Origin of the sequence: uncultured Arthrobacter sp., assembly GCF_902805515.1 — a bacterium.
GTDB lineage: Bacteria > Actinomycetota > Actinomycetes > Actinomycetales > Micrococcaceae > Arthrobacter_D.
The window spans coordinates 26,072-47,665 of the sequence record NZ_CADCTE010000008.1; the positions used below are offsets into that span (position 1 = coordinate 26,072).

Below are 21,594 nucleotides of genomic sequence, written 5' to 3' on the forward strand. Positions count from 1 at the left end.
AGAAGCCAGCCCCCTCGGACCGGCCGGGACCGGTGGAGGCGGCCCTCGACGACGTGGCCGAGGCCCTGGCGGCGAAGCCGTCCTGGCGTGGCTGGATCCATGCGGTCGCCACTCCCCTGGCCTTCGCGGCGGGCATCGTGCTCATCCTCGCCGCCCCGACGGGCGGACTCCGGGTGGCATCGGCGGTCTATGCCGCCACCGGCGTCCTGCTCTTTGGAGTCAGCGCGGTCTACCACCGCGGGAACTGGAGTGCGCGGACGCGCCTGGTGCTCAAGCGGCTGGACCACACCAACATCATGCTGGTCATCGCCGGGTCCTATACGCCGCTGGCCTGGGCGATGCTCGAGCGCAGCACCGCGGTGACCCTGCTGTGGATCATCTGGGCGGGCGCGCTCATCGGGGTCCTGTTCCGGATCCTGTGGCTCAACGCGCCGCGCTGGCTCTACGTGCCGGTCTATGTGGCCCTTGGCATGGGCGCCCTGTTCTACCTCCCCGCGTTCTGGGCGGCCGACCCGCTGGTCACGGTGCTCATCCTGGCCGGCGGCGCGCTCTACATCGCCGGGGCGGTGTTCTACGCGCTGCGCCGCCCGAACTTCAGCGTCGAACGCTTCGGCTTCCACGAGCTTTTCCACGCCTTCACCGTGGCCGCGTTCGCCGCCCATTTCACGGCAATCCTGCTCGCCGTGCTCGACCCTGCCACCGCCTGACCCGCGGCCGCCCTCAGGGCGCCGACAGGAGTTCCACGAGTTCCGCCGGGGTTTCAACCGGGCGCTGGCAGACCATCCCCCGGCACAGATAGGCCCGCGATGCCCCGGCCTCCCCCGGCGTCCTGCCCGCGAGCAGCGGCACGGCACCGTCCGCCGCGCCGTCCGGACCCGCAGGGGCGAGGACCAGGCCGGCCCGGCCGAAACGCCGTCCCGCGTCGGCGAGCGCCGCCGCGGCCTCGGGTGTTCCCCCGACGACGGCGAGCTCCTGCGGGCCGGCGGCGAAGGCCTGGGCCGCGGCCAGCGCCCAGCCGACGGCGGACGGGGCGCGGTCGGCCAGATGGGCCGCGTAGCGCAGGATCTCGGCGGACAGGGCCCGGTGCCGGGCGGACCCGCTGTAGGCGGAGTAGGTGAGCAGGGCCGCGGCGAACAGCGCCGTGCCGCTCGGGGTGGGGCCGTCGAGGGGGTCGGAGCCCTCCTCGGAGCCCTGGGCGGCGAGCAGCGGCCCGTCCGGGGAGGCGGAGTCGGCCAGGCGTCCGCCGCGCAGGAACCGCCGTTCGGCGGTGAGCAGGAGCCGCTCCGCGGCGGTGTACCAGGCGGTGTCCCCCGTCGCGGCGAACAGGGCGAAGAGTCCCTCCGCGCAGCCGGCGTAGTCCTCGAGGAGTCCCTCGATGCCGATGGCGCTCCCCTCGTGGGAAACCCGGCGCAGCACCGCGCCGTCCCAGTGCACCTTCAGCAGGTAGGAGGCCGCGGCGGCGGCCGCGTCGATCAGCTGCCGCTCGCCAAGGGCCGCCCCGGAGTCGGCCAGCGCCGCGATGGCCAGGCCGTTCCACCCCGCCACGACCTTGCTGTCGCGGCCCGGCTGCGGGCGCGCCGCGCGGGCCGCGCGGAGCCGGGGTGCCGCCCGGTCCCAGACCCGGCGTTCGGCGGCGGTGAAGGCCCTTCCGGCGTGCAGGGTGAAGGCGCCGTCCTCGACGGCGCCGGCGGCGGTGTCGAACAGGTCCGTGACGGCCTGCGCGTCGGCGCCGAGCGCGGCCTCCAGCTCCCCGCGGGTCCAGGTGTAGGTCCCGCCCTCGACCGAGCGCCCGTCGATGATCGTGTCGGCGTCGAGCGATGAGGCGAAGGCGCCGCCGTCGACCACCATCTCCCCGAGCAGCCACTGCGCCGTGCCGCGAACGACGTCGGCGGCGAGCGCCCGCTGGCCGTCGGTGCGCGCGGTCAGCGCGAATTCGGCGTAGAGGCGCAGCAGCTGGGCATTGTCGTAGAGCATCTTCTCGAAGTGGGGCACCGCCCAGGCCCGGTCGACCGCGTAGCGGGCAAAGCCGCCGCCAACGCGGTCGTAGATACCGGAGACGGCCATGGCCTCGAGGGTCCGGCCGGCGAGCCCGGCGGCCTCTTCGGCCGTGGCGGAGGCGCTCCGGGCGTGGGCGAGCACGAACCGGAGCGCGGTGGAGGGCGGGAACTTGGGCGCGCCGCCGAAGCCGGCGTACACCCGGTCCTCCCCTTCGGCCAGGGCGCGCACCGCCGCCTCAAGCAGTGCGTCGTCGACGGGTGTGCCGGACCCGGCGGGGATGCGCACCGGATCCGGTTCCCAGTCCAGGCCGAGGACTCCGACGAGGTCGCTCTTCTGCCGCTGCGCCGCGCCCAGGCCCTCGGCGAGCGCCGCGGCGCTGCGCTCGACCTCCTCCCTGCGCTGGTCCCACGCCTCGGAGACCGCTTCGAGGACCTGGCGGAAGGACGGGCGCCCGGCAATGGGCAGGGGTGGGAAGTAGGTTCCGGCGAAAAAGGCGCGGCCATCGGGGAGGGCGAAGACGCTCATCGGCCACCCGCCCTGGCCGGTCATGGCCTGGGTCGCCCCCATGTAGACGGCGTCGACGTCCGGGCGCTCCTCGCGGTCCACCTTGATGCTGACGAACCGCTGGTTGAGGTACTGTGCCACGACGTCGTCCTCGAAGGACTCATGGGCCATGACGTGGCACCAGTGGCAGGCGGCGTAGCCGACGGAGAGGAACACCGGAACGTCCCGGATGCGGGCCTCTGCGAACGCCTCATCCCCGAACGGCCACCAGTCGACCGGGTTGTCCGCGTGCTGGCGGAGGTAGGCCGACGCCTGCGCCTTCAGCCGCCCGCCCACCGGTCAGTCCCGTCCGGCCGTTCCGGGAGCCGTCCCGGTGCCTGCGCCCGGACCGGACTCGGACCGGTTCGTTGACTCCGGACGGTCTGTGGACTCCGGACGATCTGTGGACTCCGGCCGGTTCTGTGCTGCCGGGCGGGCGGCATCGGGTCCGGCCCCGTTCTCGTCGAGCATTGAGTTGTACCGGACGCGGCGGACCCGCTTGCTCATATCCCGGATGAGGAAGATGACGGCGACGACGATCACCACGGTGAAGATGAAGCCCAGGGTTCCCGGCGTCACGGACTCCGGGTCGAGACCCGGCCGAAGGTCATCCCCGGTCGAGGAAGCCACGGCGGCGGCCAGGTTGAGCGGGAGGTTCACTTTGCACCACTTTCACATCCGACGGCGGAAAGCCCGCCACCTTCCAATTCTACGTGGCCCGGGCTCAGCGCGGCTCCGGTATTCCGGCGAACAGGTCATCCTCCGGAAGGGTGGACCCAACGTGGGAGTGGATCAGCGAATAGTCCTCCCAGGGCCACACCTTGCGCTGCATGTCGGCGGAGACGGCGAAGAAGAACCCCTCGGGGTCGACCTGCGTGCGGTGCGACATCAGCGCCTTGTCCCGCAGTCCGAAGTAGTCGCCGGCATCGATCTGCGTGGTGGTCGCGTGCGTGGGTGCCGGCGGCTGGTGCCCCTCGGCGTCGGCCTCGAGCCACTGGGCGATGCGCTCGGAGTAGGGCGACTGGATCCCTGCCTCCTCGAGGGCGAAGTGCAGGGCACGGAAACGCTCGGGGTTGAAGGCGCGGTCGTAGTAGAGCTTGTCGACGCGCCAGGCCTCGCCGGTGCCGGGGTAGCGGGAGGGGTCCGCTGCCGCCTCGAAAGCCTCGACGGCGACCCGGTGGGCCATGATGTGGTCCGGGTGGGGATACCCGCCGTTCTCGTCATAGCTGAGGATCACGTGCGGGCGGAACTCCCGCACGAGCCGGACCAGCGGCGCGGCGGCGCGTTCCAGCGGCTGCAGGGCGAAGCAGCCCACCGGCAGGTCCGGCAGCGGGTCCCCTTCGGGCAGCCCCGAGTCGGCAAAGCCCAGCCAGCGCTGCTTCACCGAGAGGATCTCCGCGGCGCGGGCCATCTCCAGGCGCCGCAGCCCGGCCAGGTCGCGCCGGGCGTGGGGGTCGCCCTCCATTGCCGCGTTCAGGATGGATCCGCGTTCGCCTCCCGTGCAGGTGGCAACGAGCACGTCGACGCCGGCGGCCGCGTACTTCGCCATGGTCGCCGCGCCCTTGCTCGACTCGTCGTCGGGGTGGGCATGGACCGCCAGGAGGCGGAAGCCGGAACGGGACGCGGCGGGGTTATCCGTGCTGAACAAGGAGGCTCCTGGTGAGGGTCGGGTGAGGCAGGGGTGCGGTCCGCGGCGCAGGCAAACCGCCCAGCGAATCGACGGTAAAATACGGAGGTGAGCTCCGGAAATGCGCCTACCCCAAGAGTAGCCAATCGCTACGGTGCCCCCAAGCCGGTCCGTGCGGCCGGACGGCGCCGCTGGTGGGTCATCGGCGCCCTCGCCGCGGCCGTCATCGCCATTGGAATCTTCGCCTTTTCCAACGTGGGCCCGCGGGTTTCCTTTAAGGACGTCGGGTTCTCCTTCTCCTCCGACGAGCAGGCACGGGTGGACTTCGAGGTGACCAAGCCCACCGACGCCACCGCCCACTGCGCGGTGCAGGTGCTGAGCGAAAACTACGCCGTCGTCGGGTGGAAGGTTGTGACCATCGGGCCCGCGGGTGCCGGCGGCGGGCGCACGACGGCGCAGCAGGTCGAGCTGCGCACCGACTCCCCGGGCGTTTCGGGCGGCGTGGACAGCTGCTGGATCGCCGGAACCCGCGACTGACGGGTTTCCGCCCGCCGAAACTGCATGTCACCACGCTTCGTCCCGCCCAAAGGGTGGTGAGCTGCACACTCGGCGGGAGGGCCATCCGCCGAAACTGCAGCTCACCACGCTTCGCCCCGCCCAAAGGGTGGTGAGCTGCACACTCGGCGGGAAACCGCGCCCCCGAACCCGCCCCGGCGTCGCAAGGGCCGGGGCAAAAAGAAGGGCGCTGGGTTTTTTCTTGGGTTATCTGCAAGTGCTGACTAGACTGGAGGCATACCCACCCCGCCCCGACGGAGACCCCCGCGGTCACCCAGACGGCGGGGTTCTTGCTTGTGGTCGGCCTTTCAGTGCCGGCCGGCGGCAGAACATCAAGAGCCGGCCCGCCTCAGCGGGTCCGGACATACCTAAGGAGATGCCCCGTGTCGACTAACAGCGCACCCGTTGCCTGGCTCACGCAGGAGTCCTACACGCGCCTCAAGGCCGAGCTGGAACACCTCTCCGGGCCCGGGCGCACAGAGATCGTTGCTCGCATCGAGCAGGCCCGCTCCGAGGGAGACCTCAAGGAGAACGGCGGCTACCACGCCGCCAAGGAGGAGCAGGGCAAGGCCGAGGCCCGCATTCGCCAGCTCACCGAGCTGCTCAACAACGCCCAGGTCGGCCAGGCGCCCGCCGACGACGGCGTGGTGGAGCCCGGCATGATGGTCGAGGCGAAGATCGCCGGCGACGTCGAGTCCTTCCTCCTGGGCAGCCGCGAGGTTGCCGGAGACACCGACATCGACGTCTACAGCGAGCGCTCGCCCCTCGGTGCCGCCATCCAGGGCAAGAAGGCCGGCGACACCGTCAGCTACACCGCACCCAACGGCCGGAACATCACTGTGGAGATTCTCTCCGCCAAGCCCTACGCGGGCTAGCAGCACTCCCCCGCAGCCGGCCCGGCCGGCGGCGGCTCAGCGGCGCAGGACGCGGCCCGTTCCGGAAGGGACGGGCCGCTTCCGCAGCAGGAACGCCGCGAGGATTCCGCCGAGGGCGCCGAACAGGTGCGCCTGCCACGAGACGTTCGAGCCGACCACGGGCAGGACCCCCCAGAGGATCGACCCGTACATCAGGAACAGCAGCACCGCCAGGAGGATCTGCCTCCAGTTGCGGTTGTAGAAGCCGCGGGCCACAAGGTACGTGAACAGGCCGAACACCACCCCCGAGGCGCCGATGGTCAGCCCTCCGCCGGTGAGCCAGACGCCGAGCCCGCTGGCCAGCCAGCTGGTGCCCAGGGCCACCGCGAACCGCCGGAGGCCCTCGAGGAACGCGAGGAACCCGAGCACCACCAGCGGCAGCGTATTGCTCAGCAGGTGACCGACGCCGCCGTGGAGCAGGGGTGCGAACAGGATCCCGTCAAGCCCGCGGACCCGGCGCGGTTCAATGGCGAGGACCGAGGTAAGCCCCCGCCCGGAGAACGTGTCGATGAGGTAGAGCGCCCACAGCACCGCGGCAAAGGCCAGGACGGTGGTGAGGCCGAGCTTCGCGCGCCGGGCCAGCATCTCAGCCCTGGATCACGACGGGCTGGAAACCTTCGGCCCGCAGGTTGCTCAGGACCTGTTCGCAGTGCTCATCGCCCTTGGTCTCCATATTGATGGTGATGGCGACGTCGCCCATGCTGATGGAGCCGCCCACCCGGGTGTGGTCCACGCCGGTGACGTTGGCGTCGGATTCGGCGATGATCCGCGAGATCGTGGCCAGCGAGCCGGGCCGGTCATCGAGCAGCATGCGGACCACGAGGTAGCGGCCGGCGGCGGCGAGGCCGCGCTGGATCACCTTAAGCATCAGCATGGGGTCGATGTTGCCCCCGGAGAGCACGACGGCGGTGTTGCCCGGCAGGACGCCGTTCTCGGTGAGCTTGCCGTCGAGCAGCGCGGCGACCCCGACGGCGCCGGCCGGTTCGACGACCATCTTGGTGCGTTCGAGCAGGAAGATCAGGGCCCGCGCGAGGGAGTCCTCGCTGACGGTGACGACGTCGTCAACGAGTTCGCGGATGATGGAGAACGGCAGCTGGCCCGGCCGGCCCACGGCGATGCCGTCGGCGATGGTCGAGACCTTCGTCAGGGGCACGAGCGCGTCGGCGGCGAGCGAGGGCGGGTAGGCGGCGGCGTTTTCGGCCTGCACGCCGATGATGCGGATGTTCCGGCCGAGTTCGCGCGCCCGGGCCTTGACCGCCACAGCCACCCCGGCCAGGAGCCCGCCGCCCCCCACGCCCATCAGGATGGTGTCGACCTCGGGGCACTGCTCGAGGATTTCAAGGCCGATCGTTCCCTGCCCGGCGACGACGTCGACATTGTCGAAGGGGTGGACGAAGACCGCGCCGGTCTCGTCGGCGTAGCGCTTGGCTTCGGCCAGCGCCTCGTCCACGTTGTGCCCGTGGAGGACCACCTCCGCGCCGTGTCCGCGGGTGGCGGCGAGCTTGGGCAGCGCCACCCCCAGCGGCATGAAGATCCGGGCCTGGATGCCCAGCCGGCTGGCCGCAACCGCCACACCCTGGGCGTGGTTGCCGGCGCTGGCCGCGACCACGCCGCGGGCGCGTTCGGCCGGGGTGAGCTTCGCCATCCGGGTGTAGGCCCCGCGCACCTTGAAGGAGCCGGCCCGCTGGAGGTTCTCGCACTTGAGCCAGACGTTGGCCCCAATGAGCCGGCCCAGCGCCCGGGACTCCTCGATGGGGGTCCGCGCAATGACGCCCGCCAGCAGCTCCTGGGCGGCCTCGATGTCCCCGAGGGTCACCGGAAGCCGGGACATCTCTTCGAGGGTGTGGGTGGACGCGGCGCCGAGGGCGGTCTGCTCTGTCACAGGGTGTTCCTTTTCGGGGTTAGGGGAGCGGCAGCGGACCCGGGGCCGGGTGCGACCCGCTCAGGGCAGGGTCGGTCTCCCAGGCCCGCCGCGCAATGTATTTCACGGAGGTGTTCAGCACGGCGAGCAGCGGCACGGAGAACAGGGCGCCCGGAATCCCCGCGACGAGGGTGCCCCCGGTCACCGCGAGCACCACCGCGAGGGGGTGCAGGGCGACCGCCGGCCCCATGATCATCGGCTGCAGGAAGTTTCCCTCGAGTTGCTGGACGATGAGCACGATCGCGAGCATGATCAGGGCGTTGACCCAGCCGTTGGCCACCAGGGCCAGCAGCACCGCGACGATACCGGTGGCGAGGGCTCCAACGATCGGGATGAAGGAGCCGATGAACACCAGCACCGCCAGCGGGAGGGCCAGCGGTACACCGATGATGGCCGCACCTGCACCGATGCAGGCGGCGTCAACGAAGGCGACGAGCAGCTGGACCCGGACATAGCTGCCCATCGAGGTCCAGCCGCGCCGGCCCGCGCCGTCAATCGCCGCCCGGGCGCGCACCGGGGCCAGATCGACAAGAAAGCGCCAGATCCGTCCGCCGTCGATCAGGAAGAAGAACAGGGCGAACAGCGTCAGCAGCGAACCGGCCGCGAAGTGTCCGGCGCTCGACCCGAAAGACAACGCCCCGCTGACGATGGTTCCACCGTTGTTCTGGAGGGCGTCCCCTGCCTCCTGCAGGAAACCGACCACCTCGTCCGTGGTGATGTTCAGCGGCCCGTCGGACAGTCCGGCGAGGATCTGCTCGATCCCGGTGCGGGTCTCCCCCCACAGGCTCGAGAAGCCCAGCGCCAGCTGCCGGCCGACGAGTGAGAGCGCTCCGACGACGAGGACGACGAGCCCGAGGACCGTGAGGGTGACCGCCAGCCCGGTGGGCACCTTGTGGCGGATCATGAAGGTGGTCAGCGGCAGCAGCAGCGAAGCGAGCAGGCCCGCAATCATCAGGGGGATGACGATCAGCGTGATGTGGCTGAGCAGCCAGATCAGGACGCCGGCGACGACCACGACAATGCCCACGCGCCAGGACCAGGCGGCGCCGACCCTCAAGGCGTAGGGAACGTCGTCCTGGGGCGCCGAACGTCCGCGCCGTGCAGGGGCTCCGCCGTCAGCACCGCGGGATGCGCGGGAGGACTTTCCGGCGGGGCCGCCCGCCCCGGTGGGGGCGGTGGCGGGTGGTGCAGCCGCGCCGTCAGCGGCGCCGGGGGTGGCGGCGGCGGGAACGGCGCGCTGGAGGGCCCGCTTGGGGAAACCTCCGGAGAGTCGCTGCATGAGCCAATCTTTCCACACAAGCCTGCGCCGCGAGTTATCCGAGACGCGGGCGGATTCCCCACCGGGCAGCGAAGGTCGTCCCGGGCTCGAGCCACCTCAGGCCGTGGCCCGAGTTGAAGGCGTTGGCCGGCGCCGTCATCGGTTCGACGGCGACCGCCCGGTCAACCCCCGGGTAGGTCCGGCTGATGAACACATGCACGAACTCGAACTCCGGGTCGGCCCACAGGGTGACCGACCGGCCGTCCGGCGCGGTGAGGGTGTGCTCGAAGCGTCCGTCGACGGTGGTGAGCCCGGTGAAGGCCGAATCGAACTCGATGTCGCCGACCCGCTTCCCGCCGCGCAGGTCCCGGTCGCCGGAGACCGACACCCGGCCCACGGGAATTGAGCGTTCGTCGGTGTCGAAGACGGTGTCGGCGTTCACGGTGAGGGTGAGGTCCTCGGTGGGCACCCCGGAGATCTTCAGGTAGGGGTGGGCGCCCAGGCCGAACGGTGCCCGGGCGTCGGAGTGGTTGGTCAGCGACTGGGTGACCTGCAGTCCCCCGCCGTTGAGCTCGTAGGACGCGGTGTGGGTCAGGTGGAACGGGTAGCCGTGCTGGGGGAAGATCTCGGCGGCCAGGACGACGGCGTCCTCGGCCACCGACTGGGCGTAGTAGCCGGTGTTGCGCAGCAGTCCGTGGCTGGCGTTGCCCTTGGACGGCTCGGTGATGTCGAGGCGCTGCTCGGCGCCATCCAGCGTCCACAGTCCGCGGTCGACGCGGTTGGCCCAGGGGGCGAGGAGAATCCCCGCGCCGCCGGCGGGAATCGAATTCTCACCCCAGGTCTCGGTCAGCTGCACCCCGTCCACGGTGTAGGAGCGGAGGGCCGCCGCGAGGGAGGCGATCACCACCGTGGAACTGCCGGAGGTCAGGAGGTAGTTCGTGCCGGAGGCCGGCCGCCGCGGAGTATCCATGCACCGATGCTACCGCCGCCGGGATGAGCGCGCCCGCCCGGACGGCAGCCCGGGGAGGACGCGCTTCCCCCGGCCGCTACTTTCGGATATGTTTGTTTCTGTTCGATTTTGTTATGAGCGCCGAGGCTGTTCGGCGCCTTGCTGTCCCTCTGCCCGGGAGGTGGAATGCTCGCTGCCGAACGGCACGCCGCCATCCTCGCCGCCCTCGACGGCCGCCCGGTGGTGCGCGTCACGGAGCTCGCCGGCAAGCTCGGGGTCTCCGAGATGACCGTGAGGCGCGATATCGATGCCCTCTCCGCCGCCGGCTCGGTCCACCGCATCCATGGCGGCGCAGCGCGCGCAGGGGTGCTGGCGGCGGCCGAGCCGGGCTTCCCCGCCAATGCGCGGCGCCAGGCGGCCCAGAAACGGGCCATCGCCCGGGCGGCGACCCAGCTGGTGCTCCCGGGCATGACCGTCTCGGTGACCGGCGGCACCACGACCGTCCAGCTCGTTGACCACCTGGCGCAGATCGAAGGGCTTACCGTCGTCACCAACTCCCTGCCTGCCGCCGACCGGTTCTACCGGCTCACCGCCGGCGGCCGCGGGCCTGCCGTGCTGCTCACCGGCGGGGAACGTTCGCCCTCCGAGGCCCTCGTGGGCCCGCTGGCCACGGCCGCCATCCGCGCACTCAACGTCGACCTGTGCTTCATGGGTGTCCACGGCGTCGACGTCGACGCCGGCATCACCACCCCGAACCTCGCCGAGGCCGACACGAACCGGGCCTTCGCCGATGGCTGCGGGCACCTCGTGGTGCTTGCCGACTCGACCAAGTTCGGCGTCGTGAGCCTGGCCCGCATTGCGGGCCTCGAGGAAACCTCCTGCCTGATCACCGACACCCTCCCTGCGGAGCCCGGCTTCGCACGGCACACGCTCGTCACCACCCCCGAGACCATCAAGGACGCAAGGAAAGCCCTCACATGACGCATATCACCCCCACCACGCTCTCGGACGGCCGTGAGCTCATCTACTTCGACGCCTCGGAGGATTCGGCCCGGCTGCACGCCGACCCCGCCGCGACGGCCGACAGCCGTGGCCTCGACCCCCGCGGCACCGCCACCGGCGATGCCCGTTACGACGCGCTCAGCGGCGAGTGGGTCGCCGTGGCCGCGCACCGCCAGACCCGCACGCACCTCCCCCCGGCCGACCAGTGCCCGCTGTGCGCCTCGAACGAGCGCTACGCCTCCGAGATCCCGGCCCCGGACTACGAGGTCGTGGTGTTCGAGAACCGGTTCGCCTCCTTCGGCCCGCAGCTCGGCTCGCTGCCGGATACCCCCGAGTGGGGCACGACGACGACGGCCTTCGGCCGCTGCGAGGTCATCGCCTTCGACCCGGCACACGACGGCTCCTTCGCCTCGCTCTCCCCCGAGCGTGCCCGCACCGTCATCGACGCGTGGGCACAGCGCACCGAGGCCCTCTCGGCGATGGAAGGCATCCGTCAGGTCTTCCCCTTCGAGAACCGCGGCGCCGAGATCGGCGTCACCCTGCTCCACCCGCACGGGCAGATCTACGCCTACCCCTTCATCCCGCCGCGTGCGGCGCAGCTCGGCGCGCAGGCAACCGCGTTCTACGAGACCTCCGGCGGACGCGAGACGCTGATGGGCGCTGCCCTGAAGAAGGAGCGGGACTCCGGGGAGCGGATGATCCTCGAGGGCAAGCACTTCAGCGCGTTTGTCCCCTTCGCCGCGCGCTGGCCGCTTGAGGTGCACCTCGTGCCGCACCGCCAGGTCCCGGACCTCGCGGCGCTGAACCCGGCCGAGCGCGATGACCTCACCGAGGTCTACCTGAACCTGCTGGGCAAGGTCGACGCCCTGTACTCGACCCCCACCCCGTACATCGCCGCCTGGCAGCAGGCACCCCTGGATGCACGCATCCGCCCCGCCAGCTACCTCCACCTGCAGCTGACCTCACCGCGCCGTGCGGAGGACAAGCTGAAGTTCCTCGCCGGCTCCGAAGCGGCCATGGGAGCGTTCATCAACGACACCACCCCCGAGCAGGTTGCCGACCGACTGCGCAACGCCGTGCCGGGAACCCCAGGAAAGGCAACCTCATGACTCTCTCCGCAGCAGAACTCGCCGCGGCGTTCACCGCCCGCTTCGGCACCGAGCCGGCCGGCGTCTGGTCGGCTCCGGGCCGGGTGAACCTGATCGGTGAGCACACCGACTACAACGACGGCTTCGTGCTTCCCTTCGCCATCGACCGCTCGACAATGGTCGCCGCCCGGCCCCGCACCGACAGCACCGTCCGGGTCGCCTCAACCTTCAGCGAGGGCGATGTCGTCACCGCCGACCTGGACGGGCTGGCCGCGGGCGACGTCGAGGGCTGGGCCGCCTACCCGGTGGGCGTCCTCTGGGCGCTCGGCCGGTCGGGCCACGCGGTCCCGGGCATGGACCTGCTCGTCGACTCCTCGGTGCCCGTCGGCGCCGGGCTCTCCTCCTCGGCCGCGCTTGAGTGTGCCGTCGCCGCGGCGGCCAATGACCTTGCCTCGGCGGGGCTCTCGCGCTCCCAGCTGGCCTCGATCGGGCGGCTGGCCGAGAACGAGATGGTCGGCGCGCCCACCGGCATCATGGACCAGACGGCCTCACTGCTGGGCGAGGTGGGCCACGCCGTCTTCCTCGACTGCCGCAGCCTCGAGACGATGCTCGTGCCGCTCGACCTCGACGGTGCGGGGCTGACCCTGCTGGTGATGGACACCCGGGTAAGCCACTCCCACTCGACCGGCGGCTATGCCTCCCGCCGCGCATCCTGCGAGGAGGGCGCCCGGCAGATGGGCGTGCCCGCCCTGCGCGATCTCTCGGTGGCCGATCTGGGCAACGCCGCGGGGATCCTCGACGAGGAGACCTTCCGGCGGGTGCGCCACGTGGTGACCGAGAACGCCCGGGTTGAGGACGCCGTGGCCGTGCTGACCACCAAGGGCCCGGGCGCCCTGGGGCCGCTGCTGAACCAGAGCCACGCCTCGATGCGCGATGACTTTGAGATCAGCTGCCCCGAACTCGACCTCGCCGTCGACACCGCGGTCTCTGCCGGTGCGGTGGGCGCGCGCATGACCGGCGGCGGCTTCGGCGGCGCCGCGATTGCCCTCGTGAACACCGAGGACGCCGACGCCGTTTCCAAGGCGGTCACGGCTGCCTTCGCCGACGCCGGGTTCAAATCACCGGTGATCTTCGCTGTGATGCCCGACGCCGGGGCCCGCCGGGTGGCCTGAGCGCCGGCCGCTGACAGCTGATCGCGACACACCGGTGGTATCCGCGGATATCACCGGTGTGTCAAACAGGAAGGGCCCGCAGCCGGTGCTGCGGGCCCTTCCTTTGAGCTTCTTCAGTCAGTCAGCGATGGTGCCGGCCGTGTTACTCGTCGCCGCGCAGGATCGCGATCAGGCGCAGGAACTCGATGTACAGCCAGATCAGGGTGACCGTGAGGCCGAACGCGGCCGTCCAGGAGTAGCGCTGCGGGGCGCCGTTCTTGACGCCCTCGTCGATCGAGGTGAAGTCGATGATCAGCGAGAACGCCGCAAGGCCGATGGCGAGAATGCCGACCAGGACGCCGAGCGGGATACCGAAGATCTCCACACCGGTGCGCAGGCCCCACGGGTCATTGCTGACGCCGAAGACCATCAGGCCCAGGTTGATCAGCGAGAACGCCAGGTAGCTCAGCATGGCGATCATAAAGAACTTCATCGCCTTGGGCGTCGCACGCACCTTGCCGCTCTTGAACAGCGCCAGGGTCACGGCGAACACTGTCACGGTGCCGAGGAGCGCCTGGATCGCGATGCCGGGGAAGGCCGCCTCGAGGAACATGGTGATTCCGCCGAGGAACAGGCCCTGGAGCGCCGAGTAGGCAAGGATGAGAGCCGGGACCGGCTCGCGCTTGAAGGAGTTGACCAGCCCCAGGACGAGTCCGCCGATCAGGCCGACGACCATCAGGGCCGGCGCAAGCCCCGGCACGAGGAACACCGGGATGGCCGCGCCCACGAGAACGACTGCGATCGAGAGGATCGTCTTGACGATGACGTCGTCGTAGGTCATCCGGCCGGTCTCGGCCGGTCCCGCCGCAGGGCGGTTGTACATGTGCTCCAGCTGCTGCTGGTTCAGAGCCGACTGACCCGCGAAGGTCGTCGTGCCGTAGGCCGCCGGGCTGGTGCCGCGGGCGGCAGAACGGAAGGTCTTTCCGTTGAAAACCGGATTTCCGCCGATTGCCATTTTGTGTAGTCCTCCAATAGGGGGCTGTAAGTGTTCCAACCCTACCCATATCAACGCTGTAAGTGGGCTTTTGTTCCCGCCCCGGGCCGCGTCTCCCGCGCCGTTCCGCGCAGTTGTTATCCAATCGCTACCTGGCCGGGGCCGATTGGTTCGGAACGGAAACAGCGCCCGAGTAACATAAGCTCCACATTGAGTGACACCAGTCACACGCATGATCTCCTGCCCGTCCGGCAGGCGGCCCCCACAGTGGAGGTTCCTATCTTGATAACCCAACCGACGCCTGCACGGCTCGGGAAGATGATCGCTGCCCTTTTCAGCGTGCTTCTCGCCGTGCTTCTCAGCGCACCGTCAGCGCAGGCGTCCACCCAGCCGCCCGTGAGGGCGATGAATTCGGCAGTACCTGCAACTGTTCAGGCGGAAGAGTTCCAGGACCGCATCAGCGGCGTCCTTCGAGGCGTCGACGGCCCGATCGCCGACGTCACCATCACGGCCACGGGCAACGGCTTTGAAGGCGAAACCACCTCCGGCGAGAACGGCTTCTGGTCAATCGGTGTGCCGGAACAGGGCTCCTATGAGGTCGAGGTCGACGAAGACACCCTCCCCGAGGGAATCACCCTCGCCGAGGGCCAGGAGAACCCACGCACCGTCACCTTCGCCGGAACCTCGAACGCCACGACCCTCTTCCTGTTCGGTGAGGGAATCGTCGCCCAGGGCGGAACCTTCTGGGACACCCTCGCCGAACGCGCACTTGCGGGCTTCAGCTTCGGGCTCCTCCTCGCGCTGAGCGCCGTCGGACTCTCGCTGATCTTCGGCACCACGGGCCTGACCAACTTCGCCCACGGCGAGATGGTCACCCTCGGGGCCGTCCTGACCTTCGGTTTCGCCGCGCTCGGACTCCCCGCGCCGGTCGCCATCATCCTGGCGGTGATCGGCGGCGGCGTGCTCGGTTACGTGCAGGACGCCGGGCTGTGGAAGCCGCTGCGGAACCGCGGCACCGGCCTCGTCCCAATGATGATCGTCAGCATCGGCCTGGCGCTGGCGCTGCGCTACATCATCCAGTTCAACTTCGGCGGGGCGACCACCCAGCTTCCCGGCTCCCAGGGCGAGATCATCAACCTCGGGGCGCTCTCCATCTCGCAGAACAACCTGAACTCGCTCATCGTGAGCCTGGTTGTCATCCTGCTGGTGGCGTTCCTGCTGCTGAAGACCCGCATTGGGAAGGCGACCCGCGCGGTGGCCGACAATCCCGCGCTGGCGGCGGCGTCGGGGATCGACGTCGACCGGGTGATCCGGATCGTCTGGGTGATCGGCGGCATGCTCGCCGCGCTGGGCGGCATCCTGTGGGCCTACTACCGCCCGGGGGTCTCCTTCAACATGGGCCAGCAGATCCTGCTGCTGATCTTCGCCGGCGTTGTGCTCGGCGGCCTCGGCACGGTCTTTGGGGCGCTCATCGGCTCAATCATCGTGGGGCTGTTCGTCGAAATCTCAACGCTCTGGCTTGAGGCCGACCTGAAGTACGTCGGCGCTCTGCTCATCATGATTCTCGTGCTCCTCTTCCGGCCGCAGGGTATCCTCGGCCGCCGCGAGCGCATAGGTTAGGGGTTCCAATGGATTTCGGAAACATCCTTGTCAACGCCTTCGGCGAACTCATCAGCCCGACGACGGCGGCCTACGCGCTTGCCGCCCTCGGCCTCGCCGTCCACTTCGGCTACTCGGGCCTGCTGAACTTCGGGCAGGCCGGCTTCATGGCCGTCGGAGCCTACGGCTTCGCCATCTCCACGCTGACCTTCAACGCCCCGCTGCCGGTCGCGGTGCTCGTCGCAATGCTCGCATCGGTGGTCTTCGCCATCGTGCTGGGCATCCCGACCCTGCGCCTGCGGACCGACTACCTGGCGATCGTCACCATCGCCGCCGCGGAGATCATCCGGTACGTGGTCACCACCAACGACCTCACCGAGGTCACCGGCTCGGCGAACGGGCTGGCGGCCTTCGAGGGCGGGTTCTACGCCCTCAACCCCTTCCCGGCGGGCACCTACAACATCGGCCCCCTGGCGATGAACGAGCGCAACTTCTGGATCCGCGTCGTGGGCTGGTCGGTCGTCATCCTCGCCTGCCTCACCGTGTGGCTGCTCATGCGCAGCCCCTGGGGACGCGTCCTCAAGGGCATCCGCGAGGACGAGAACGCCGTCCGCGCCCTGGGCAAGAACGTCTACGCCTACAAGATGCAGGCACTGGTGATCGGCGGCATCCTCGGATCGCTCGCGGGGATGGTGTTCACCCTCCCCCGCGGCGCCGTCCAGCCGGCCAACTACGCGACCGAACTCACGTTCTTCCTGTACACCTGCCTGCTGCTCGGAGGCATGGCCACCGTGCTGGGACCGGTGATCGGCGCCATGATGTTCTGGCTGGTCCTGTCGCTGACCCAGGGCATCCTGTACGGCGCGATCGAGTCGGGTGCCATCACCTTCCTCACGAACACCCAGGCCGGGCAGCTGCGCTACATCCTCGTCGGTATCGCCCTGATGCTGCTGATGGTCTTTAGACCGCAGGGCGTGCTGGGCAACAAGAAGGAGCTGGCATTCGCATGAGCGAGAATTCCACCAACCACGTCCCGTCCGGCGGTGGCGCCCACCGCGCCACGCCGTCGGATACGACGGCGGGGTCCGCCGTCGCCGCGGCCCCCGCGGCCGAGAACTACATGAACGACACCCGGCCCATCGCCAGCGGCGACGCCGGCCCGGGCTGCCGCAAGCGGGACCCCATCGTCGTCGCGAAGAACGTCACCCGCAGCTTCGGCGGCATCAATGCCGTCGACGTCGAATACCTCGAGATTCCGCGCAACAAGATCACTGCCCTGATCGGCCCCAACGGCGCCGGAAAGACGACGCTGTTCAACCTGCTCACCGGATTCGACAACCCCAACAGCGGGGACTGGGAGTTCGACGGCAAGCCGCTCGCCAAGGTCCCGCCGTACAAGGTGGCCCGGATGGGCATGGTGCGCACCTTCCAGCTCACCAAGGTGATGGGCAAGCTCACGGTCATCGAGAACATGCGGCTCGGTGCCACCAAGCAGCCCGGCGAGAGCCTGGCCAAGGCGCTGTTCAAGGGCCTCTGGGGTGCCCGCGAGAGGGAGATCACATCCCAGGCCGAGGTGCTGCTCGCGAAGTTCAAGCTCGACACCAAGCGGGACGACTACGCCGCCTCCCTCTCGGGCGGGCAGCGCAAGCTCCTGGAGATGGCACGGGCCCTCATGGTCAAGCCGCGCCTGGTGATGCTCGATGAGCCCATGGCCGGCGTCAACCCGGCCCTGACCCAGTCGCTGCTCGACCACATCAAGAACCTCAAGGCCGAAGGCATGACGGTGCTGTTCGTCGAACACGACATGCACATGGTCCGCCACATCGCCGACTGGGTGGTGGTGATGGCCGAGGGGAAGATCGTCGCCGAGGGGCCGCCCGACATCGTCATGAAGGACCAGGCCGTCATCGACGCCTACCTGGGCGCCCACCACGACGTCGACCTCGGCGACTCGACCGGTGTCGAGCGCCTCGAGGAGGAGCTCGCCCACGACTCCGAGTCGGTCGTCGGCACCGAGGACGAGGGAATCCTCGGCCACTCAATCACCGAGGTCAGCGAACCCGGATCCACCCGCACCGGATCGACCGGCACTGAGGAGACAAAGCGATGAGCGAGTACGAAGGCGACTCAGTGGTGAAGGTCACCGACCTGGTGGCCGGGTACCTGCCCGGGGTCAACATCCTCAACGGGTGCAGCATCGAGGCCCGCCGGGGCGAACTGATCGGCATCATCGGACCGAACGGCGCAGGCAAGTCGACCCTGCTCAAGGCGATGTTCGGCCTGGTGAAGATCCACTCCGGGCAGGTGATGGTCCGCGGCAAGGACCTCACCGGCCTCAAGGCGAACCGCCTGGTCAGCCAGGGCGTGGGCTTCGTGCCCCAGAACAACAACGTCTTCTCGACGCTGACCATCGAGGAAAACCTGCAGATGGGCATGTACCAGCGGCCCAAGGACTTCAAGACGCGGTTCGACTTCGTCACCGGCCTTTTCCCGGAACTGGCCAAGCGGCGCGCCCAGCGGGCCGGCTCCCTCTCCGGCGGCGAGCGCCAGATGGTGGCCATGGGCCGGGCGTTGATGATGGAACCGGCGGTGCTGCTGCTCGATGAGCCCTCGGCAGGCCTGTCCCCCGTCAAGCAGGACGAGACCTTCCTGCGCGTCCATGAGATCAACCGGGCCGGCGTCTCGGTGATCATGGTTGAGCAGAACGCGCGGCGGTGCCTGCAGATCTGCGACCGCGCCTACGTGCTCGACCAGGGCAAGGACGCCTACACCGGCACCGGCCGCGAACTGATGAAGGACCCCAAGGTCATCCAGCTGTACCTGGGCACCCTGGCCGACACGGCCTGATCCCCCTGGAACATACCTGCTTGGCACAGAACTGCGGGCGGCTCCGGAAACGGGCCGCCCGCAGTCGTTTAACCCTGCGGAAGGACCTCCACCCTTTTCAATCAGACCTCTTGACGCATACCCCCCAGGGGTATATGTTCGGTACGTCAGCATCACTGGACGGGTCAAGGAGCCTCCCATGCAGCACCAAACCCAGCATTCCCCCGGGGCGCATCAGCACCCCCCGGCGGCGCCCGCCTCTCCCCCGGGCCCCGGCGGGTCTCCGGGTTTTCCGCCCGGCCGGTCCCATCAGCAGGCTCCATCCGCGGCGGCACACCACGGCGCCCCGCCCAGCGGTCACGCCGGGCCTGCCGGTCATGCCGGTCATGGGGACCACGAGGTCCATGCCTCGGGCCAGCACGCCGGCCACAGCACCGCCATGTTCCGCAGCAGGTTCTGGATCAGCCTCGCCCTCGCCGTCCCGGTCGTCGCCTTCAGCCCCATGTTCGCCATGATCCTGGGGTACAGCCTGCCGACCTTCCCCGGCGCGGCGCTGATCTCCCCGGTGCTCGGCACGGCCATCTTTCTCTACGGCGGTACCCCGTTCCTCCGCGGCGGGTGGGGCGAGCTGAGGTCGCGGCGGCCCGGGATGATGCTGCTGATCGCCATGGCCATCACCGTGGCCTTCGCCGCCTCCTGGACCACCACCCTCGGCCTCGGCGGGTTCGACCTGGACTTCTGGTGGGAACTCGCCCTGCTGATCGTCATCATGCTCCTGGGGCACTGGATGGAGATGCGCGCCCTCGGGTCGGCCGCCGGCGCCCTCGACGCCCTCGCCGCCCTGCTGCCCGACGAGGCCGACCGCGTCACCGCGGACGGGGTCGAAACCGTCCCGGTGTCATCCCTTGCCCCCGGCGACGTCGTACTGGTGCGGTCCGGGGCCCGGGTGCCCGCCGACGGCACGGTCACCGAGGGCGCGGCGGAGTTCGACGAATCGATGATCACCGGCGAATCGCGCACCGTGCTGCGCCGGAAGGGCGACCCCGTGACGGCGGGCACCGTGGCCACCGACAACGCCGTGCGCGTGGCGGTGAGGGCAGTCGGCGGTGACACCGCGCTGGCGGGCATCCAGCGGCTCGTCGCCGACGCGCAGGCCTCCTCCTCCCGGGCGCAGGCCCTTGCGGACCGGGCCGCCGCCCTGCTGTTCTACTTCGCCCTGGGCGCCGGCATCGTGACCTTCCTCGCCTGGCTGGCCCTCGGGAGCCCCGAGGACGCCGTCGTCCGCACGGTGACGGTGCTGGTCATCGCCTGCCCCCACGCCCTGGGCCTGGCCATCCCCCTGGTGATCGCACTGTCGACCGAACGGGCTGCCCGGGCCGGGGTGCTGATCAAGGACCGCCTGGCGCTGGAGCGGATGCGCACCATCGACGTCGTGCTCTTCGACAAGACCGGGACCCTCACCGAGGGCCGCCCGGAAGTCACCGGCGTGGCCGCGGTGCCCGGCATGAGCCACTCCCGGCTGCTGGCGCTCGCGGGGGCGGCCGAGGCCGACAGCGAGCATCCTGTGGCGCGGGCCGTGGCCAGGGCCGCCGCCGACGACGCCGGCGCGACCGAGCTCGCCTATGCGGGGACCGGGTTCTCCTCGATGACCGGACGCGGCGTGCGGGCCACCGTGGCAGGCTCCGAGGTCCTTGTCGGGGGGCCGAACCTCCTGCGGGAGCTCTCCCTCGACATCCCTGCGGGCATCGTCGGGCCGGTGGCCTCCTGGACCTCCCGCGGAGCGTCGGTGCTCTCCGTAGTGCGCGACGGCAGCGTCATCGGAGCGCTGGCGCTTGAGGACCGGGTGCGGGACGAGTCCCGGGCCGCGGTGAAGGCGCTGCAGGACCGCGGGGTCAAGGTCGCGATGATCACCGGCGACGCCCGGCAGGTCGCCGACGCGGTGGCCCGCGATCTGGGCGTGGACGAGGTCTTCGCCGAGGTCCTCCCGCAGGACAAGGACGCGAAGGTCGCCGAACTCCAGGCACGGGGATTGACGGTGGCGATGGTCGGTGACGGCGTCAACGACTCCCCGGCACTGGCACGGGCGGAGGTCGGGATCGCGATCGGCGGAGGGACCGACGTCGCCATCGAGACCGCCGGGGTGGTGCTTGCCGGCAATGACCCGCGCGCGGTGCTCTCGATGATCGACCTGTCGCGGGCCAGCTACCGGAAGATGATCCAGAACCTCGTCTGGGCCGCGGGATACAACCTGGCCGCCGTGCCGCTGGCGGCCGGCGTGCTGGCGTTCGCCGGGGTGCTGCTGTCGCCTGCGGCCGGAGCCGTGCTGATGAGCGTGTCGACGATCGTCGTGGCACTCAACGCCCAGCTGCTGCGCCGGCTCAATCTCGATCCGCGGCACCTCGCGGGAACACCCCGCTGAGCTCGAATACCTCGGGACCGACGTGTCGGTCCCCTCGAGAACCCAAAGGAGAATGAACATGAAACGTTATTCAACCCTGACCGGCCTCGCCCTGGTCCTTGTCCTCGCCGGCTGTGGGGCCGGTCCGGAGGCCGGACACGGCTCCGCGCATGACTCAGGGCAGGCCCCGACGTCGGCGTCCGGCTCCCCCACCGTGTCGGCCGGGCTGTCCAACGCCGCCGACGTGGAGTTCGCCGCCGGAATGATTCCGCACCACGAGCAGGCAGTGGAGATGAGCGATTCGATGCTCGCCAAGGCCGGGATCGACCCGGAGGTTACTGCGCTGGCCACCCGCATAAAGGCTGCCCAGGCACCGGAGATCCGAACCATGAAGGCCTGGCTCGATGACTGGGGAAAGCCCGGCGCTGGCGGTGGCAGCGGAGCCGGTCACGGTTCCGGACACGGCGGGGAGGCCGCAGGCACAGGCAGCGGGATGATGAGCGGCGAACAGCTTGAGGAGCTCGCGGGCGCCGAGGGTGACGAAGCGTCGCAGCTGTTCCTTGCCGGGATGATCGAGCACCACAAGGGCGCCATCGACATGGCGGAACAGGAGCTGGAGGCGGGCGCCGATCCCGGCGCCAAAGACCTCGCCGCGTCGATAGTGCAAGCGCAGGAGTCGGAAATCAAGGAGATGGAAGCCCTGCTCGCGGGCCTTTAGACTGCCGGGGACCGTCTCGACCGCAGGGCCTTGACGGTTTACGGCGGACGGGG

At 69.9% G+C, this 21,594-nt stretch carries 20 protein-coding genes; 12 read left to right on the plus strand and 8 right to left on the minus strand.

The window, feature by feature from the left end:
- Positions 1 to 53: 53 nt before the first annotated feature.
- Entirely contained in the window at positions 54 to 707 is a 654-nt protein-coding gene (locus tag QZX79_RS01275) for a hemolysin III family protein (protein WP_366484649.1), read from the plus strand.
- Positions 708 to 720: 13 nt separating this feature from the next.
- On the opposite strand, the gene QZX79_RS01280 is transcribed toward QZX79_RS01275, so the two are convergent.
- From QZX79_RS01280 to mca, 3 genes are all read right to left on the minus strand, one after another.
- Positions 721 to 2,838, minus strand: a complete 2,118-nt coding sequence (locus QZX79_RS01280; protein WP_294563561.1) for a thioredoxin domain-containing protein — start codon at positions 2,836 to 2,838, stop codon at positions 721 to 723.
- Positions 2,839 to 2,841: 3 nt separating this feature from the next.
- Complete coding sequence (locus QZX79_RS01285) at positions 2,842 to 3,201, minus strand: hypothetical protein (protein ID WP_294563563.1); 360 nt, start codon at positions 3,199 to 3,201, stop codon at positions 2,842 to 2,844.
- Between the two features lie 64 nt (positions 3,202 to 3,265).
- Positions 3,266 to 4,189 (minus strand): mycothiol conjugate amidase Mca, encoded by a 924-nt coding sequence (gene mca, locus QZX79_RS01290; protein WP_294563565.1) that lies wholly within the window; start codon positions 4,187 to 4,189, stop codon positions 3,266 to 3,268.
- A gap of 87 nt (positions 4,190 to 4,276) precedes the next feature.
- Here mca and QZX79_RS01295 point away from each other — a divergent pair, with 87 nt between their 5' ends.
- Positions 4,277 to 4,705: a DUF4307 domain-containing protein gene (locus QZX79_RS01295; RefSeq protein WP_294563567.1), complete on the plus strand. Its 429-nt coding sequence runs from the start codon at positions 4,277 to 4,279 to the stop codon at positions 4,703 to 4,705.
- Between the two features lie 401 nt (positions 4,706 to 5,106).
- A complete protein-coding gene (gene greA, locus QZX79_RS01300) occupies positions 5,107 to 5,598 on the plus strand; it encodes a transcription elongation factor GreA (protein ID WP_120166981.1) in 492 nt (163 codons plus the stop codon).
- Positions 5,599 to 5,634: 36 nt separating this feature from the next.
- Here greA and QZX79_RS01305 read toward each other — a convergent pair whose 3' ends face one another.
- The 4 genes from QZX79_RS01305 to QZX79_RS01320 form a co-directional block, all read right to left on the minus strand.
- Positions 5,635 to 6,222, minus strand: coding sequence for a rhomboid family intramembrane serine protease (locus QZX79_RS01305; RefSeq protein ID WP_120166983.1), 588 nt, complete (start codon positions 6,220 to 6,222; stop codon positions 5,635 to 5,637).
- A gap of 1 nt (position 6,223) precedes the next feature.
- Positions 6,224 to 7,468: a threonine ammonia-lyase gene (gene ilvA, locus QZX79_RS01310; RefSeq protein WP_294563614.1), complete on the minus strand. Its 1,245-nt coding sequence runs from the start codon at positions 7,466 to 7,468 to the stop codon at positions 6,224 to 6,226.
- Positions 7,469 to 7,538: 70 nt separating this feature from the next.
- Entirely contained in the window at positions 7,539 to 8,837 is a 1,299-nt protein-coding gene (locus QZX79_RS01315; RefSeq protein ID WP_294563572.1) for an AI-2E family transporter, read from the minus strand.
- A gap of 34 nt (positions 8,838 to 8,871) precedes the next feature.
- On the minus strand, positions 8,872 to 9,786 hold the full coding sequence (locus QZX79_RS01320; RefSeq protein ID WP_294563574.1) for an aldose 1-epimerase family protein: 915 nt from the start codon (positions 9,784 to 9,786) through the stop codon (positions 8,872 to 8,874).
- A 165-nt stretch (positions 9,787 to 9,951) separates the two neighbouring features.
- On the opposite strand from QZX79_RS01320, the gene QZX79_RS01325 reads away from it, so the two are divergent.
- The 3 genes from QZX79_RS01325 to galK are packed head-to-tail and all read left to right on the plus strand — an operon-like array spanning position 9,952 to position 13,027.
- Positions 9,952 to 10,746 carry a DeoR/GlpR family DNA-binding transcription regulator gene (locus QZX79_RS01325; RefSeq protein WP_294563576.1) on the plus strand — a complete coding sequence of 265 codons (795 nt, stop codon included), beginning with the start codon at positions 9,952 to 9,954 and terminating at the stop codon, positions 10,744 to 10,746.
- Positions 10,743 to 11,876: a galactose-1-phosphate uridylyltransferase gene (galT, locus tag QZX79_RS01330; RefSeq protein WP_294563578.1), complete on the plus strand. Its 1,134-nt coding sequence runs from the start codon at positions 10,743 to 10,745 to the stop codon at positions 11,874 to 11,876. The genes QZX79_RS01325 and galT overlap by 4 nt, the downstream gene beginning before the upstream one ends.
- Entirely contained in the window at positions 11,873 to 13,027 is a 1,155-nt protein-coding gene (galK, locus tag QZX79_RS01335; protein ID WP_294563581.1) for a galactokinase, read from the plus strand. Before galT ends, galK begins: the two co-directional genes overlap by 4 nt.
- A gap of 142 nt (positions 13,028 to 13,169) precedes the next feature.
- Here the strand turns inward: galK and QZX79_RS01340 are convergent, their stop codons facing one another.
- On the minus strand, positions 13,170 to 14,021 hold the full coding sequence (locus QZX79_RS01340) for a Bax inhibitor-1/YccA family protein (protein WP_294563583.1): 852 nt from the start codon (positions 14,019 to 14,021) through the stop codon (positions 13,170 to 13,172).
- Positions 14,022 to 14,318: 297 nt separating this feature from the next.
- Between QZX79_RS01340 and QZX79_RS01345 the strand changes: the two genes are divergently transcribed.
- The 6 genes from QZX79_RS01345 to QZX79_RS01370 all read left to right on the plus strand — a co-directional run bounded on the left by QZX79_RS01345 (position 14,319) and on the right by QZX79_RS01370 (position 21,541).
- Positions 14,319 to 15,620, plus strand: a complete 1,302-nt coding sequence (locus QZX79_RS01345) for a branched-chain amino acid ABC transporter permease (protein WP_294563616.1) — start codon at positions 14,319 to 14,321, stop codon at positions 15,618 to 15,620.
- A gap of 8 nt (positions 15,621 to 15,628) precedes the next feature.
- Positions 15,629 to 16,609, plus strand: a complete 981-nt coding sequence (locus tag QZX79_RS01350) for a branched-chain amino acid ABC transporter permease (RefSeq protein WP_294563585.1) — start codon at positions 15,629 to 15,631, stop codon at positions 16,607 to 16,609.
- A 110-nt stretch (positions 16,610 to 16,719) separates the two neighbouring features.
- Positions 16,720 to 17,709 carry an ABC transporter ATP-binding protein gene (locus tag QZX79_RS01355; RefSeq protein ID WP_294563619.1) on the plus strand — a complete coding sequence of 330 codons (990 nt, stop codon included), beginning with the start codon at positions 16,720 to 16,722 and terminating at the stop codon, positions 17,707 to 17,709.
- A complete protein-coding gene (locus tag QZX79_RS01360; RefSeq protein WP_294563586.1) occupies positions 17,706 to 18,446 on the plus strand; it encodes an ABC transporter ATP-binding protein in 741 nt (246 codons plus the stop codon). The genes QZX79_RS01355 and QZX79_RS01360 overlap by 4 nt, the downstream gene beginning before the upstream one ends.
- A 418-nt stretch (positions 18,447 to 18,864) precedes the next feature.
- The gene (locus QZX79_RS01365) at positions 18,865 to 20,844 is read left to right on the plus strand and encodes a copper-translocating P-type ATPase (protein WP_294563588.1); all 1,980 of its coding nucleotides are present in this window, start codon (positions 18,865 to 18,867) and stop codon (positions 20,842 to 20,844) included.
- 58 nt (positions 20,845 to 20,902) lie between these two features.
- Complete coding sequence (locus QZX79_RS01370; RefSeq protein WP_294563590.1) at positions 20,903 to 21,541, plus strand: DUF305 domain-containing protein; 639 nt, start codon at positions 20,903 to 20,905, stop codon at positions 21,539 to 21,541.
- Positions 21,542 to 21,594: the final 53 nt, after the last annotated feature.